11 protein-coding genes and 1 pseudogene are annotated in these 16384 nt (G+C 71.9%); 6 read left to right on the forward strand and 6 right to left on the reverse strand.

The features are described from left to right. Positions 1-1015, reverse strand: a pseudogene (locus ACPT94_RS32930) (LacI family DNA-binding transcriptional regulator); the annotation flags it as partial. A gap of 462 nt (positions 1016-1477) precedes the next feature. Between ACPT94_RS32930 and ACPT94_RS32935 the strand changes: the two are divergent. After that, a complete protein-coding gene (locus tag ACPT94_RS32935; RefSeq protein ID WP_425247493.1) occupies positions 1478-2911 on the forward strand; it encodes a glycoside hydrolase family 43 protein in 1434 nt (477 codons plus the stop codon). 195 nt (positions 2912-3106) lie between these two features. On the opposite strand, the gene ACPT94_RS32940 is transcribed toward ACPT94_RS32935, so the two are convergent. Continuing rightward, positions 3107-4186 (reverse strand): LacI family DNA-binding transcriptional regulator, encoded by a 1080-nt coding sequence (locus ACPT94_RS32940; RefSeq protein ID WP_360344937.1) that lies wholly within the window; start codon positions 4184-4186, stop codon positions 3107-3109. A gap of 286 nt (positions 4187-4472) precedes the next feature. Between ACPT94_RS32940 and ACPT94_RS32945 the strand changes: the two genes are divergently transcribed. Then, positions 4473-6569 (forward strand): RICIN domain-containing protein, encoded by a 2097-nt coding sequence (locus tag ACPT94_RS32945; protein WP_425247494.1) that lies wholly within the window; start codon positions 4473-4475, stop codon positions 6567-6569. A 47-nt stretch (positions 6570-6616) separates the two neighbouring features. Here the strand turns inward: ACPT94_RS32945 and ACPT94_RS32950 are convergent, their stop codons facing one another. From ACPT94_RS32950 to ACPT94_RS32965, 4 genes are read right to left on the reverse strand one after another with little or no spacing between them, the layout of a single operon-like run. Then, positions 6617-8179, reverse strand: coding sequence for an ABC transporter ATP-binding protein (locus ACPT94_RS32950; RefSeq protein ID WP_425247495.1), 1563 nt, complete (start codon positions 8177-8179; stop codon positions 6617-6619). Further along, positions 8176-8991: an ABC transporter permease gene (locus ACPT94_RS32955; RefSeq protein ID WP_425247496.1), complete on the reverse strand. Its 816-nt coding sequence runs from the start codon at positions 8989-8991 to the stop codon at positions 8176-8178. The genes ACPT94_RS32950 and ACPT94_RS32955 overlap by 4 nt, the downstream gene beginning before the upstream one ends. Further along, positions 8988-10013, reverse strand: a complete 1026-nt coding sequence (locus ACPT94_RS32960) for an ABC transporter permease (RefSeq protein WP_425247497.1) — start codon at positions 10011-10013, stop codon at positions 8988-8990. The genes ACPT94_RS32955 and ACPT94_RS32960 overlap by 4 nt, the downstream gene beginning before the upstream one ends. Beyond that, on the reverse strand, positions 9998-11521 hold the full coding sequence (locus tag ACPT94_RS32965) for an ABC transporter substrate-binding protein (protein WP_360344927.1): 1524 nt from the start codon (positions 11519-11521) through the stop codon (positions 9998-10000). The genes ACPT94_RS32960 and ACPT94_RS32965 overlap by 16 nt, the downstream gene beginning before the upstream one ends. Positions 11522-11808: 287 nt before the next feature. Here ACPT94_RS32965 and ACPT94_RS32970 point away from each other — a divergent pair, with 287 nt between their 5' ends. From ACPT94_RS32970 to ACPT94_RS32985, 4 genes are read left to right on the forward strand one after another with little or no spacing between them, the layout of a single operon-like run. Next, positions 11809-12798 carry a TauD/TfdA family dioxygenase gene (locus tag ACPT94_RS32970; RefSeq protein WP_360344925.1) on the forward strand — a complete coding sequence of 330 codons (990 nt, stop codon included), beginning with the start codon at positions 11809-11811 and terminating at the stop codon, positions 12796-12798. Continuing rightward, positions 12795-13829, forward strand: coding sequence for an ornithine cyclodeaminase family protein (locus tag ACPT94_RS32975; protein WP_360344923.1), 1035 nt, complete (start codon positions 12795-12797; stop codon positions 13827-13829). Before ACPT94_RS32970 ends, ACPT94_RS32975 begins: the two co-directional genes overlap by 4 nt. After that, a complete protein-coding gene (locus ACPT94_RS32980) occupies positions 13826-15193 on the forward strand; it encodes an alanine racemase (protein WP_425247498.1) in 1368 nt (455 codons plus the stop codon). Before ACPT94_RS32975 ends, ACPT94_RS32980 begins: the two co-directional genes overlap by 4 nt. A gap of 13 nt (positions 15194-15206) precedes the next feature. Continuing rightward, positions 15207-16352, forward strand: a complete 1146-nt coding sequence (locus tag ACPT94_RS32985; protein WP_425247499.1) for a cysteine synthase family protein — start codon at positions 15207-15209, stop codon at positions 16350-16352. The last annotated feature ends 32 nt before the right edge of the window (positions 16353-16384 follow it).

The raw sequence follows: 16384 nt of genomic DNA on the forward strand, positions 1-16384 counted from the left end.
CCGCCGGCGGGTCCGGTGCTGGCCCGCAGGGAGATCGGGGGTGCGAGGAGGTGGTGCCGGGGCGGCGCGGTGGGATGGTCGAGCCGTTCGACGAGCAGGTCGACGGCTCGGCGGCCCATCTCCTCCGCCGGCACGTCCGCCGCGGTCAGCTGCGGGGTCACCGTCTCCGCCCACCGGCCGGCCACGACCCCCGTGACGGAGAAGTCGCGCGGCACATGGCGGCCGGCCTGGGCGAGCCCCCGGTACAGGCCCCCCAGGGCGGCCTCGTTCAGCGTGACCACAGCGGTGGTGGCCGGGTCGTCGTGCAGGATCCGCTCCATGCACGCCTGACCCGAGGCGGCGTCGTCCCCGCAGCAGTACGTCCGCACCGTCAGCCCGCGCTCGGCCGCGGCCTTGGTGAAGCCCTCCAGGCCCCGGTGCGCGGACTCGTACCCCGCCCGCAGCAACTGCTCGGGACGGTTGACGAAGGCGACCCGGCCGTGGCCGAGATCCGCCAGATGGTGCACGCAGGCCGCCGCCAGCGCGGTGTGGTCCAGACCCACCCACCAGCCGTCCTCCGGGCGGGCGGTACGGCCGATGGCGACCGCGGGGAAGCCGAGTGCGGCCAGGTGATCGACCCTGTCGTCCGCCAGCCTGATCTCCATCAGGATCGCCCCGTCGACCCGCCGCTCCCCCAGCAGCCGCTGGAACGAGCGGTCGCTGTCCACCCCGCTCGGCGACAGCAGCACGTCGTAGTCGTGGGCCGCGGCGGCCTCCACCACACTGCCGATGAAGTCCAGCTGTCCAGCTGCATCCCGGTGTAGTGGTTCCCGGCCGGCGGGAAGACCAGCCCGATCGTGCTGGTCCGGCCGTTGGCCAGCGCCCGCGCACTCGCGTTGGGCCGGTAACCCAGCTCGTCGATCACCCGCTGGATCTTCTGACGGGTGTCCTCGGACACGGGCCGCTTGCCGCTGAGCGCGTACGACACCGTGCTCCGCGAGACACCAGCCCGCTGGGCAATCTCACCGATGTTCACGGGCACTCCTTGCTGTGAGCGGTCGAATCGGTTCGACTTTTCCATGAAGTCGGTCAGGTATCCACCGTCGAACCGGTTCGCGTGCAGTGAAGTTAGGAGTAACCCGGACGACTGTCAACGCCTCGCGCCGAATTTCTCGTGCCCGCCGGGAAACGTGGGTGAGGCCCGGGGCCGCAGGCCGCGCGGACGCCGTTCCAGAACTCATCAGCCCGTCTCCCCGGCCGTCTTGACACCTCCTCATGACGCCTATAGCGTCTGGCCGAATTTCCGGACGTCGTTCCATATCTCGAACAATTGGGGCTGCCGGCCCCCTCATTACTCGCGCATCCGACCTGCGCCGACCGCGGCGGACGGCCTTGTCGTCCGCCACTGCCGCGCCCGGCGCGCGGGCGGCTACCAGTGGTCACGCACGTGACAACACGTCACCCGCTCGTGGCACCCGTAGAGAGACAGGAAACGCACATGCCCGCGGTTTTCTCCCGGCTCGCGGCGATACTGGTCGCCGCCTGCCTCCTCTTCACCTCCCAGGCCCTGGCCACACCTCAGCGGGCCGCCGCCGCCGACCCCGGCTACCTGATGGTGCACTTCACCGGGGAGGGGGCGACCAACCAGCAGATGTACCTCTCGCACAGCACCGACGGCCTGCACTGGAACGACCTCAACGGCGGCGGCATGGTCCTGCGCTCCACGGTCGGCACGAGGGGAGTGCGCGACCCCGCCCTGGTCCGCGCCCCGGGCGGCGGCAAGTACTGGATCATCGCCACCGACCTGTGCATCAGCTGCGGACAGTCGTGGGACGACGCCCAGAACAACGGCAGCCGCAACCTCGTGGTGTGGGAGTCCACGGACCTGGTCACCTGGTCACAGCCGTGGCTGCTCAACGTCGCCGGCGCGATCCCCGACGGCCGCAACGCGTGGGCGCCCGAGGCGATCTGGGACCCGGAGACCAACGACTACGTCCTGTACTGGGCGACGAACGCGACCCTCAACGGCGTACTGAAGCACCGTATTTACTACGTCCGCACCACGGACTTCCGCACCATCACCGCCCCGCAGCTGTACATCGACCGTCCCGGCACCCAGGGCATCATCGACACCCAGATCATCGAGGTGCCGTCCGGTGTCGGCGACTACCGCTACGTGCGGGCCTCCGGCGACGGGCAGATCACCCTCGAAGGCAGCAACTCGATCCTCGGGACGTGGACCAGCCTCGGCAACCTCTCCGGGATCGGGCTGACCGGCTCGCAGGTCGAAGGCCCGATGTGGATGAAGTTCAACGGCACCGACAAGTGGGCCCTCTACCTCGACCAGTACGCCACCAGCGGCGGTTACATGCCGGTCCTGACCGCCGACCCGTCCAACCCCGCCGCCTACCGGAAGCAGACGTCGACGAGCTACGACATGGGCGGCACGAAGAAGCGCCACGGCTGGATCCTGAACCTGACGGCCGCCGAGGAGAGCCGCGTGCTCGCACGCTGGCCCAACACGGCGATCAACCGGCTCCAGTCGTACAACTACCAGGACCGGTACGTGCGGCACACCAACTTCGACGTGCGCATCGACCCGAACGTCAGCCCCGCCCAGGACGCCCAGTTCCGGCTGAGGCCCGGCCTGGCGGGCTCCGGCACCGTCTCCTTCGAGTCGGTGAACTTCCCCGGCTACTTCCTGCGGCACTCCGACTTCGACTTCCAGCTGGCCTACGACGACGGCACCGGCCAGTTCGCCCAGGACGCGACGTTCCGCCAGGTCGCCGGGCTCGCGGATGCCACGTGGTCGTCGTTCCAGTCGTACAACTACCCGGACCGCTACGTCCGGCACTACGCCTACCAACTGCGGCTCGACCCGATCACCACCGCGACGGGGCGCAGCGACGCCACCTTCCGCGTGACGAGCTGACCCGCACCGACAGGGATGCCGGCGCCCTCACGGCGCGCCCGCCGGCCGCCGCCCTCGGCAACGCGCCGGCATCCCACCCGTGAGCCGTCCCGGTTCGTCACCTGGTGGCCCGCGGGCGGCTGGTCACCGCCGTCCCCCAGATCCTGCGCACCCTCACCGGCCGCGGCGGCTACCACTTCTTCTGGTGCGAGCGGTTCAGCCCTTGGGCCGGTCCCGCCGCAGCGGAGCCGGGCCGCTGCTCTCCCGCACGATCAGCTCCGGCTCGGCCCACAGGGGCAGGGCCGGGGCGGTGTCGGGTTCGAGGAGCCGGTGGAGCAGGCCGAAGCAGCCCCGGCCGAGGCCTTCGAAGTCGAGGCGGACGGTGGTCAGGGCGGGATGCGCGTAGGCGGCGTGGGGGGCGTCGTCGAAGCCCACCACGCTCAGGTCGCCCGGCACATCACGGCCCGCCTCCCTGGCCGCGCGCAGTACGCCGAGCGCCAGGTCGTCGTTGCCGCAGAGCACGGCCGTGACCGACGGGTCGGCCAGCAGCGAGCGGGCGACGAGATAGCCGGAGCGGGGGCTCCAGCCGGCGTCGAGCGGTTCCGGGAGGGGTTTGCCGGCCGTCCGCAGGGCGTCGCGCCAGCCCTCGGTGCGCTGGCCGACGCGGGTGGTGGAAGACGGGATCGCCAGGTAGTGCACGGTCTCGTGGCCGAGGCCCAGGAGATAGCGGGTGGCCTGGGCGGCGGCCGCCCGGTCGTCCAGCCAGAGCTGGGGCCGGTCGCCGGGGCGGCCGTCCTCGGGCCTTTCCACCACCGCCGCTGCCGGGAACCCGGCGGGCAGTGCCTGCCATGCCCGTACGCCCGGTGCGTCGAAGGCGATCACCAGCACCGCCTCTCCCGGCCGGCTGACCCGGGCCGTGACATCCGCGGGCTGCTGGGCCGAGCCGGCGTCGAGCACGCTGATCCCGACCGCGAAGTCAGCCGCCCTCGCCGCCTCCTCGATGCCCTTCAGGGTCGCCGAGGCACCGTACAGGGAGGTGTCGGAGGTCAGCACGGTCACCGAGCGCACCGCACCGCCGGCCAGCGCCCGGGCCATCCGGTTGGGCGTGTAGCCCATCTCGGCGATGACCTCCAGGACCCGGGCCCGGGTCGACTCCTTGACCCGGGGGTGGCCGTTGACGACCCGGGAGACGGTCTGGTGGGACACGCCCGCCCGCTGGGCGACGTCCCGGATGCTGGCGGTCTTCGGAGCCTGCGGTCCTCCGCCGGGGCGGGGGGCAGGGGTCGCTTCCTGCATGGCGGGGGCGGTTCCTCGTCGGTATGGGCCGGGCGGTGACTTCTCCCAGCCGGGCCACGAAGTCATCACAAAGAGTCGGGGCCCGTCAACCGCCTCGCCTGACGGGACGCCGGGAGAAAGTTCCCCGCGGAGTATTGCGAGACAAAATGTTACCGCTCACACTACTCCTGCCTCACCGGCGCGCACTCCAGTACCGCCAGCTACCGAATTCCGCAGAGCAGAAATGTGAACGGTAACACCGCGGGCAGGGAGCGCTCCGGACTCCCCGACCGAAAGGGTTGGCCCCATGCCATCAGGAAGAACCGCCCTGCCCCACTGGACAAGACCCATCGCCGTCCAGGCGCTGGCCCTCAGCCTGGCTCTCGGCGGGCTGGTGGCCCTGGGCGGTGGCCGGACACCGTCGGCGGACCTCGGCCGGACCGAGCCGGTCGCGGTGACCACCGACCAGGTCGCGGTCCCGCCGGCGCCGATGGGCTGGGCGTCCTGGAACAGCTTCGCCAGCAGCATCGACTTCAACACCATCAAGGCCCAGGCCGACGCACTCGTCTCGTCCGGAATGGCCGCCGCGGGCTACAAGTACGTCAACATCGACGACGGCTGGTGGCAGGGCGCCCGCGACAGCAACGGCAAGATCGTCACCGACGAGAGCCTGTTCCCCGGCGGCATGAAGGCCATGGCCGACTACATCCACAGCAAGGGCCTGAAGGCGGGCATCTACACCGACGCGGGCAAGCAGGGATGCGGCTACTACTTCCCCACCACCAGGCCCGCGGCGCCCAACACCGGCAGTGAGGGTCACTACCAGCAGGACATGCAGACCTTCCAGGAGTGGGGTTTCGACTTCGTCAAGATCGACTGGTGCGGCGGCAACGCCGAGGGCCTCGACCAGGAGACCACGTACAAGGCGATCAGCGCCGCCAACGACGCCGCGGCCGCGGTCACCGGCCGCAAGCTGGTCCTGTCGTTCTGCGAGTGGGGCACCGGCAGGCCCTGGAACTGGGCCGCGGGAGCGGCCCCGATGTGGCGCACCAGCACCGACATCATCTTCTGGGGCAACAGCCCGTCCACGGCCAACATGCTGGCCAACTTCGACAAGACGCTGCACCCGTCGTCCCAGCACACCGGTTACTACAACGACCCCGACATGCTGATGGTCGGCATGAACGGCTTCACCGCCGCCCAGAACCGCACGCACATGAGCCTGTGGGCGATCTCCGGCGCCCCGCTGCTGGCCGGCAACAACCTCACCACCATGAGCTCCACCACCGCGTCGATCCTGAAGAACCCCGAGGTCATCGCCATCGACCAGGATCCCCGCGGCCTCCAGGGCGTCAAGGTCGCCGAGGACACCAAGGGCCTGCAGGTCTACAGCAAGGTTTTGTCGGGCACCGGCAAGCGTGCCGTGCTGCTGCTCAACCGCACCTCCTCCGCCGCGTCCATCACCGCCCGCTGGGCCGACCTGGGTCTGACCACGGCCTCCGCCCACGTACGCAACGTGTGGACGGCGACCGACGCGGGAAGCCTCGCCACGAGCTACACCACCGGCGTCCCGGCCGGCGAAGCGGTGCTGCTCACCGTCTCCGGCACCGAGGCCTCCGGCACCACCTACGAGGCGGAGTCCTCCTCCAACACCCGTGCGGGCAGCGCCGCCACCGCCACCTGCGCCACCTGCTCGGGCGGCTCGCTGGTCGGCTGGATCGGCAACGGCTCCGCCAACACCCTGACGTTCAACAACGTCAACGCCTCGGCCTCCGGCGTGAAGCTCGCCACCCTCGCCTACGTCAACGGCGACAGCACCGCCCGTACGGCGACGCTCCAGGTCAACGGCCAGCAGCCCACGGTGGTCTCGTTCCCGCCGACCGGCTCCTGGACCACCCCCGGCACCGTCTCCGTGCTGGTCGGCATGGCCAAGGGCGCCAACACCATGAAGTTCTCCAACAGCGGGGGCTGGTCGCCCAACCTCGATGCCGTGCTCCTTCAGGGCATCCCGGGCGCCAACGGCAACGAGATCATCGGGACCGCCTCCCACCGCTGCCTGGACATCGCCAAGAACGCGATCGCCAACGGCACCCAGCTCACCCTGTGGGACTGCGTCGGCGGACACAACCAGACCTTCACGTACACCTCACGCGGCGAGCTCGTGGTCTACGGCAACAAGTGCCTCGACGCCGACAACAACGGCACCGCCAACGGTACGAAGGTCATCATCTGGGACTGCACCGGCGGCACCAACCAGAAGTGGACCGTCAACACCGACGGCACCCTCACCAACAACCTGTCCGGCCTCTGCCTCGACGCCGTGGGCAGCGGCACCGCCAACGGGACGAAAATCGACCTGTGGACGTGCAACGGCGGGACCAACCAGAAGTGGACGCTCAACTGATGGACTGACGTCGCTGCTCGATTCCCGGGCGGAGGAGACCGGGTACTTCACGGCATCCCCGCCGGCGTCCGCAGGAGAGCCCGGGTCGCCGCATGGCTCGGGGCGGTGAAGACGGTGGACGTGGGGCCGGACTCGACGGTGCGGCCCCCGTCGAGGACGGTGACCGTGTCGGTGCGGTCGGCGACGAGGGGGAGATCGTGGCTGACGAGGACGAGGGCCGTGCCGCGCTCCTCTCGCAGCCGGAACAACAGGTCCATGATCGCCTCGGCGGTGGCGGAGTCCAGCGCCGAGGTCACCTCGTCGCAGATCAGCACGTCCGGGTCGGCGGCCAGCGCCCGCGCGATGGCCACCCGCTGACGCTGTCCGCCGGACAGTTCGTGCGGGTAGCGGGAGGCGAACTCCGGCAGCAGGCCCACCTGTTCGAGCAGGCCCGCCACCCTGGCCGGCACCTCACGGGACGCGCACCGCCGGTGCAGCCGCAGCGGCCTGCCGATCGCGGCGCCGACCGTGCGGCTGGGGTTGAGGGCGCCGAGCGGGTTCTGCGTGACGAGCTGGACGCGACGCCGCTGTTCGCGGCTGCGGCCGCGCGGCCCGGTGCTCAGCGGCACCCCGTCGAGGCGGATCGTGCCCGCGCTGATCGGCTGCAGCCCGGCCACGGCACGAACGAGGGTGGTCTTCCCGGAACCCGAGGCGCCGACGATGCCGGTCGCCGATCCGGGGGCGACCGTCAGCGTGACGCCGTCGAGCGCCGGGGCGTCCGAGCGTCGGCCGAAGGTGACACGGAGGTCGCACACGTCGAGCACGGGTACGGCCGCCGATCCGGGGTCCTGCGGCCCGCGCCCCGCCGGGCTCTCGGCCGGCGCCTCGGTCCTGCCGGAGGTACGGGGCCGGGGGACTCGCGCGCCGAGTTCCACCACCTCGTCCGCAATCCGCTCGACGAGTTCGGGGTCGTGGCAGGAGAGCGCGACGGCCAGTTGGTGCTCGCCGGCGAGGTGACACAGCAACTCGCCGATCTCGTCCCGGAGTTCGGGGTGCAGCCCGGCGGTCGGCTCGTCGAGGAGAAGAACCCCGGGGCGGCGGGCCAGAGCGCGGGCGAGGGCCACGCGGCGCTGCTGTCCGCCGGACAGGGCGGCCGGCCGCCGCATGGCGAGGCGGCCGTCGTCCGGGAGCCGCACCTCGGCGAGGAGTGCCCGCACCGCCTCCGGGGTGCGGTCCGCGGAGAGTTCGCGCAGGAGGGAGCGCACGCGCATCCGGGGGTTCAGGCCCGAGCCGGGGTCCTGACCCACATAGGCGAGCCGCTCGCGGCGCAGGGCACGCAGCTCCCGTTCGGACAGGGCGAACACGTCGCGGCCGAGGACTTCCACGTGCCCGGAGGTGCGCTCGGTGCCGGGCGGCAGGAGGCCGGTGAGGGCCCGCAGCAGCGTGGTCTTGCCCGAGCCGGACGGGCCGGTCAGGGCGACCAGCCGGCCCGGCCGCAGGGTGAGTCGGGCATCCCGCAGCAGGATCCTCCCGTCGGGGGCGGCCACGGTGAGGTCCGTGATCCGAGCGGCCGGGGTGGCGGCGGGCGTGGGGGAGTCGTCCTTCCGGGACCGGTCGGTCGTGTGGCTCACAGGACGGTCACCGCCTTCCGGCCGGTCTGCGGGGCGAGGGCGGCCGCCGCGAGGTTGACGCTCAGGGCGAGCAGGCCGACGGCGGCGCTGGGGACGACCACGGCCCAGGGGTTGAGCAGGATGCCGGAGGAGTTCTCGCGGATCATCAACGCCCAGTCGGCGGCGGGGGGTTGGGGACCGACCTGGAGGAAGCCGGCGGTGGCGACCAGGTAGACGGCGGCGACGAAGCGCAGGCCGAACAGGGCGAGGAGGGTGGCCCGGAGGTTGGGCAGCACTTCGCGCAGAACCAGGTGCCACAGCCGTTCACCGCCCGCCGCCGCGGCCTCGACGTAGCCGGACGCGGCGACCGGGCCGGCCGCGCCGGCCGCGAGGCGCACCGCGTACGGCACGCCGAGGACGACGGCGGCGGCGATCACCGCGAGTCGGCCGCCGTCCGGCCAGGAGAGGGTGACGAGGAGGATGCCGAGCACGGCGGGCAGCAGCATCACCACGTCGGCGGTGCGTTCCACCAGGCGCCCGACGCGGGGCCGGAGCGCGCCGATCGCGCCGAGCACCGCGGCACTGCCGGTGACGAGCACCGCGACGAGCAGTGCGGAGAGGACCAGGTCGCGGCCTCCGGCCAGGAGTCTGCTGAGCACGTCCCGGCCGAGCTGGTCGCCGCCGAGCAGGGCGTCCGAGCCGGGTTCCGCATAGGGTGCGGTGACCGGGGCGTCGATGGGATGCGGCGCGATCGCGGGCCCGACGACGGCCAGGCAGACGAGCAGCAGCGCGGGCAGCACGCGTACGGCGGTGGCGCGCAGGCGGGGGCTCATCGGCTGCCTCCCGCCGTCACGTCCCGTACCAGGTCGGCCAGGAGCAGCACGCCGGTGATGACCGCGCCGGCGAGGGCCGTCACGCCGGCGATCACGGGGCTGTCGCGGTCGGTGACCGCCGATGCCAGGACCGAGCCGACGCCGGGGTAGTTGAAGACGGTCTCCACGACGACGGCGCCGCCGAGGAGCATGCCGGTGGAGGTGGCGAGGCCGGCGGTGATGGTGGGCAGGGCGCCGGGCAGGACGTGGTGGGTGAGGACGCGGTGCGGCGGGAGTCCGTCGAGGACGGCGGTCTCCACGTGCGGGGCGCGGGCCTCGTCGGCGAGGGCGGCGCGCACGATGCGTACGTTCCAGCCGGCCTGCGGGACGGTCAGGGCGAGTGCGGGCAGGATCAGCATGGTCCAGTCGGAGGGGGTTCCGTCGGCGTCGGTGAGGGTGACGGCGGGCAGCCAGCCCGTCCACAGCGACAGCACCAGGACCAGGGCGACGGCCACCACGAACTCGGGCAGCGCGAGGACCGCGGTGGCGGTGGCCGACACCGCCCGGTCGACCCGTCCGCCGGGCCGGAGCGCGGCCCAGCAGCCGAGGGCGACGGACACCACCGTGGTGAGCAGCAGCGCGAGGCCGCCGAGGAGGAGGGTGTTGGGGAACGCCGTGGACAGCAGGTCGGTGACCTTCTCGCCGCGTGCCGAGGTGCCGAGGTCTCCGGTGGGCAGGCCGCTCATCCAGTTCCAGAAGCGTTCCAGGACCGGCCGGTCGAGGCCGAGGAGCCGTCGTCGTTCCGCGGTGTCGGCGGCGCTCTCGCCGCGTTCGGAGGTGGCGTCCGCGGCGTCGCCCGGCAGCAGTTCGACCGTGCCGAAGACCAGTGCGAGGAGCACGCCGAGCAGGACCGCCCGTTTCAGGACGACGAGGCCGACCCGGGCGGTGATCAGCAGGGCGGGCGCACGGGCCGGCCGGGCCTTCTCCACCGTGGGAGAGGGCCCGGCCGGCGTGGCCGTGTCCGGAATCAACGGGCCAGCCATGCCTGTTCGACCTGGACCCTGCCGTAACCGGGCAGCGTGGGCAGTCCGTTCACCTTGGGACCGGCGAGGTCGATGCCGTCGGCCATGCCCCACAGCAGGTAGCCGGAGCTGTCGTACTCGATCTGCTGGAGTTCCTTGAGGAGTTGGGTGCGCCGGGCGGCGTCGGCGGTGCCGATGGCCTTCTGGTAGGCCGCGTCGAACGCGGAGTCCTTCCAGCCGGCCTCGTTCTGGCCGCTGTCGGAGACCATGGTCTTGCTGGCGAAGAAGACGACGGAGTCGTTGGTGCCCCAGTAGGTGGTGTAGAGGTCGCCCTTGAGCCAGGTCTTGTCCCAGAAGGTCGCCGACTCCTGCTTGACGACCTTGATCTTGACGCCGGCCTCACGGACCTGGGTGGCGAAGAGGGTGGCCGACTCGGCGAGGCCGGAGATGTCCTCGGTGGTGTACAGCTCGTACGTCCTGGAGGTGTCGAACTTCGCCTCCTTCAGCAGTTCCCTGGCCCTGGCGAGGTCGCGGGTGCGCTGCGGGACGCTCTTGTCGTAGGCCGGGTCGCCGGTGCCCAGGATGTCGTTGGCGACGGTGCCGTAGCCGGACAGGACCTGCTCGACCATGGCCTCGCGGTCGACGGCCAGGCGCAGTGCCTCGCGGACCTTCGCGTCGGCGAAGGGGCCGTCGGCGGTGCGCATGACGATGGGCATCGCCATGTCGTTGGGGCGGCGAACGGTCTGGATGTCCTTGCGGCTTTCGGCGGTGCGGGCGGCGACGGCGCCGACGTTGGAGGCGAGGTCGATCTGCCCGGCGAGGAGGGCGCTCGCCATGGCCTGCGGGCTCTCGAAGATCTTGACCTCGATGGCGTCGAGGTACACCTCGCCGCCGTACCAGTCGTCGTTGCGCACGAGGCGGGCGTTGCCGCCGCGGAACCAGTCGAGCTTGAAGGGGCCCGTGCCGGGCGCCTTGGCGATGTCCTTGTCGGTGGTGCCCTTGGGGACGACGAACGTGGTGAGCCGGGTCAGCAGGGGCAGTTCGGCGTTGGCGTAGTCGGAGACGAGGACGACGGTGTCGGCGCCCTCGGCGCTGATGTTCTTCTCCTGGATGCCCGGCAGCCGGGAGGCGCCGGCCGGGGTGGCCCGCAGGCGCTTGAGCGAGAAGACGACGTCCTCGGCGGTGACCGGTGAACCGTCGTGGAACTTCGCGCCCTTGGCCAGGGTGAACCGCCAGGTCTTCAGGTCCTCGGACGACTTCCAGCTCGCGGCGAGACGGGGTGCGGTGTTCGGCTTGGCGCCGGGCACGGTGAGGGTGTCGTAGAGCAGGCTGATGATGAGGTAGTCGCTCTCGTTGGCCTGACTGCCGTGCGGGTCGCGGGTGATGGCGCCTGCGCGGCCGAGCGCGCCGACCCGCAGGGTGCCGCCCTTGCGCGGCTTGGCCGTGCCGCCCGTGGCGGATCCGGTCGGCTCCTCGTCGCCGCCTCCGCAGGCAGTGAGCAGGGCACCCGCCCCGATGGCCCCACCCATCCAAAGGATGTGACGTCGCGTCAGCTCCACTTGTCCCTCGTTTTCCCGCAGTTGGCCGGTTTGCTTAGCCTTACCTACCCTGTGCCGGGCCTGTGCGACAAGACCACCGGCCATGTGACATAGGTCTAACTTAGGTAAGCCTTCCCTGACATCTGTGGGCTGGCTATGTTTCCGACGGGCTGCCCGAGACCGCGTCCGACCCACGCGGGCCCACCTCGGAAGGCCTTCGTCGCCATGCCCGGAGATCACCGCCCACTCTTGCCCGCACCGGAACGGACGGATCCCCCATGCCCACGGGAATCGCACCCGTACGCCCGCTCGATCCCGACTCGGTGGCCGAACTGACCGCCGCCGCCCGCGCCTTGCTCACCTCGTACGACGGTTCACCCACCCATCCGGGCCTGCTGGCCCGAATCCCCGCTGCCGCCGCCTCGTTGAGCGACCGGATACGCCACGCCTGCCGCCCCGTGGACACCGCCGACGGGCTGTTCGTGCTGCGGGGCCTGCCCGTCGACGACGCGGCGCTCGGCCCCACCCCCGACCACTGGTCGACCGCCGGTGACGCCGGTGCCGTGTACGACGTCGTCCTGCTCCTCCTCTCGACGGTGATGGGCACCCCCATCGCCTGGGAGGGCCAGCAGGACGGCCGGTTCGTGCACAACATCGTGCCCAGTCCCGGCCACGAGGAGGAGCAGACCGGCGCCAGCAGCAGCGTGCTGCTCAGCCCGCACACCGAGGACGCCTTCCATCCCGGCCGGGCCCACCTCCTGGTCCTCGGCTGCATGCGCAACCACGACGCCGTCGCCACCACCGCCGCCGGCATCCGCAACGTCGCACTCTCGGAGGCCGACGTGGAGTTGCTCAGCCGACCGGTCCTGCCGATCCTGCCGGACGACGCCTACGAGGAGGCCCAGGGGTACGAGGGCGAGCCGCCCGCCGTGCCGACTCTGTGGCAGTCGGAGGAGGGCCTGACCCTGCGCTTCGACCCCGCCTACACCCCGCTGGACAGGGCGCCCGAGGACCACCGCGCGGCCTACGCCCGGCTGGAGGAGGAACTCGCCCGCGTCAGCGTCGCGGTGAGCCTGAAGCCCGGCGAGGTCCTGGTCGTCGACAACGACCTGGTGGTCCACGGCCGGGTCCCCTTCAAGGCCCGTTACGACGGCACGGACCGTTGGCTGAAACGTTCCTCCGTGCGGGTGCGGGGCCGCCGCACCCGACCGCCCGCCGAGGAGTCGGAGCACGGCTACGGCCAGGCCGCGGTGGAGGCGTACGCATGACCGGAACCGACATCGACGTCCAGGCGAGCGAGGGGAACCCCATGGCACCCGACGACAGGACACTGCGCGTCCTCAGCACCAGCGACGTGGCCGGCATCGACATCACGCTGTCCGACGTGGTCTCCGTGGTGGAGCAGGCGTACCGCACGCTGGCGGACGGCCGCTCCGACAACCCGCGCAAGCTCACCGTGAAACCCGAGGACGGCCACTCGGTCGCGTACGCGATGCTCGGCCGGGACGGGGTGCGCGGGGTCGTCGCGATCAAGACCTCCTACAAGTACGGCCTCCACGAGGACCGCGACAAGCAGCACTACTACACGACGCTGACCCTCTACGACGACGCCACGGGCCTGCCGGTCGCGATGATGGACTGCGGCCGCGTCGGGGCACTGCGCACCCCGGCCGTCTCCGCGCTCCTCGCCCGCGAACTCGCCGCCCCCGACAGCCGCAGCGCCCTCGTCGTCGGCACCGGCGTCCAGGGCCGGCTCGCGCTGCCCTTCCTGCTGACCACCCTGCCGGACCTGGACCGGCTGATGCTCTTCGGGACCCACCCGGACGGCGTCCGGGCCGTCCGTGAACAGCTGCACGACCACTTCCCCGAGCGGGAGCTGGAGATCGTGACGGATCTGCGCACGGCCGCCGAGGAGGCGGACATCGTGCTCGCCACCGCCGGCCCCAACACGCCCGCGTCCGTCGAGGCCGAGTGGCTGAAGGCATCCGCCCTGTCCGTGCTGGTCGGGTACGGCATCGCGCCCTCCACCCTGCACACGGCCGACCGCGTCATCGCCACCAGCGAGGCCCAGATGCGGGTCACCGGCACCGACATGGCGGACGCCGACGGGCAACTGCGCGACGTGGACGCCGAGTTCCCCGAGGTGCTGGCGGGCCGCGCGCGGGGCCGTACGGATCCCGGTCAGCGGATCTTCGCGTACAACAGCGGGCTGGTCGTCACCGACATCGCGCTCGGTCACCGGTTCGCGCAGCTCGCGCTCGCGCAGGGGCTCGGTACGGCGGTGCCGTTGTGGACGTGACGACGAGCGCCCCGCCGTCGCTGCCCGCGCACACGACGGACGAGGTGCGGTCGGTCCTCGCCGACCCGCTGCTCCAGGAGCTGCACCACGGCCTCGGCGGCCCGTACCACCTGCTGTTCCCCGGGCGGTTCGACACCAACGCCGCCGCGTTCCGCGCGGCGATGGCCCAGGCCGGGGTCGACGGGCAGATCTACTTCGCCAAGAAGGCCAACAAGGCGGCCGTGTACGTCGAACGGGCCGCCGCGCTGGGCCTGGGCGTGGACGTGGCGAGCCACGGGGAGCTGCGTGAGGCGCTGGCGCACGGGGTGCGCGGCACCGATGTGGTGGTCACCGGGCCGGCCAAGTCGGAGCAGCTGCTCCGGGTCGCGGTGCTCCAGGGGGCGCTGGTCGCCGTGGACGCCCTGGACGAGCTCGACCGCGTTCTGGCGGTCGCGAGCGACGTCGGGCGTACGGCACGGGTGCTGCTCCGCCGACTGCCCTCCGTCCAGCCGCACAGCCGCTTCGGGCTGGACGCCGGCGAGACCGAGGCGGCGCTGCGCCGCTGCGCCGACCGGGACGGCGCCGTCGACCTGGAGGGCTTCAGCTTCCATCTGTCCGGCTACGACGTCCGCCAACGCGCGGACCTGGCCGGGGAGTCGGTACGACTGTGCCGGCGCGCCCGGGAGCTGGGGCTGCGCGCCGACCGGGTCAGCATCGGCGGTGGCTTCGCGGTCGACTACGTGGGGGCGCGGGACTGGCGGCGGTTCTCCGAGGAGCAGCGGCCCGAGCACTACCACGCGGGCAAGGCCTTCGCCGGCTTCTACCCCTACCACTCCCCCGTCGCCGGCGCCGACGCCCTGCGCGCCGTGCTGGCGGCCACGCCCGCCGGTGAACACGCGTCCCTGGCCGGGCTGCTGAGGTCCGCGGGGGTTCGGCTGCTCGTCGAGCCCGGACGGGCGCTGCTCGACCAGGCCGGGTGCACGGTGTTCGCCGTGCAGGGCGTCAAGGAGCGCGAGGGCTACGCGATCCTCACCGTGGACGGCACCAGCCTGAGCCTGTCCGAGCAGTGGTTCGAGAGCGAGTACCTGCCGGAGCCGGTGCTGGTGCCGGGTACGCCGTACGGCGACCGTGACGGCCCGTACCCGGCCTGTGTGGGCGCCGCCACCTGTCTGGAGTCGGACCTGCTGACCTGGCGCAAGGTCCCCTTCCCGGTCCGGCCGGCCGCCGGTGACCTGCTGGTGTACCTCAACACGGCGGGCTACCAGATGGACTCCAACGAGTCGCCGTTCCACGAACTGCCCCTACCGCCCAAGGTCGTCATCGAGCATCCCGTCGACCAGTCCGCCTCCGCCCGTCCCCGCTGGCGTCTCGACCGCCACCCGTAGGGAGTTCTCAGCCATGCACCCTCTGGACCACCCCCTGCACCGACCGCCCGTCGTCCGCCAGGTGTCCGAACTCATCGGCGCCACCCCGCTGTTCGAGCTGTGCCGCACCGAGAGCGACGCACGGCTGCTGCTGAAGCTGGAGCAGTTCAACCCGACCGGGACGGCGAAGATCCGCATGGCCCGGCAGATGGTGATCGACGCCGAGGAGCGCGGGCTGCTGCGCCCCGGCGGCCGGATCATCGAGTCCACCTCGGGCAACACCGGCCTCGGTCTCGCGGTCGTCGCCGCGGAGCGCGGCTACACGTTCACCGCGGTCGTCGACCACCACGCCGCCAAGGACAAGCTGCGCGCCATGAAGGCCATGGGCACGGAACTCGTCTACGTCGCCGACGAGGGCGACGACGACCTCGCAACGGCCGCGCGTGAGGAGCTGGCGGAGCGGATGGCCGCTGAGTCGGACAACGCGTACTTCACCGAGCAGCACAACAACCTCGCCAACGGGGTCGGTTACCACCCGGTGGCCCGCGAGCTCGACGCCGCGCTGGAGGGCCGTATCGACGTCCTGATCGGCGCGGTCGGCACCGGCGGCGGACTGTTCGGCACCGGGGGCGAGCTGCGCCGTACCGTGCCCGGGGTCAGGATCGTCGGGGTCGAGCCGAAGGGCTCCATCGCCTACGGGCCGCCCGCGCACGACTACCACCAGTCGGGGACCGGCACTCCGGAGGGCGCGACGATCGGCGCCATGGTCGACTACTCGCTGCTGGACGAGGGCGCGAAGGTCGGCGACATCGAGGCCTTCGCCACCGCGCGGGCCGTGGCCCGCCGGACCGGGCTGCTGCTCGGCGGCTCGGCGGGCGGGGTGGTGTACGAGGCGCTGACCCGTATGACCTCGCTCGCGCCGGGGACGACCATGGTCGCCCTGATCAACGACGGTGGGGAGAAGTACCTGGACACCGTCTTCGACGACGACTGGATGGGCGCCCGGGACCTGCTCTCCCCCGACGTCGAACGCGAGGTGGACGAGCTGCTCGCCAAGCTCCGCCGCGTCGCGCCGGGAGCCCGGGCGGACCGCGTCTCCCCGGGGGACGACCCCCGGACCCCCGGCCGGACGAGCGGGTCCGCCAAGGTGCCCGGCGTGGACATCGCCAGGGAAACCTGAGTATTACTCCCGTCGTACCGACCCCCACCCAC

Source organism: Streptomyces aurantiaciflavus, assembly GCF_049808595.1.
In the GTDB taxonomy this organism is placed as follows: domain Bacteria; phylum Actinomycetota; class Actinomycetes; order Streptomycetales; family Streptomycetaceae; genus Streptomyces.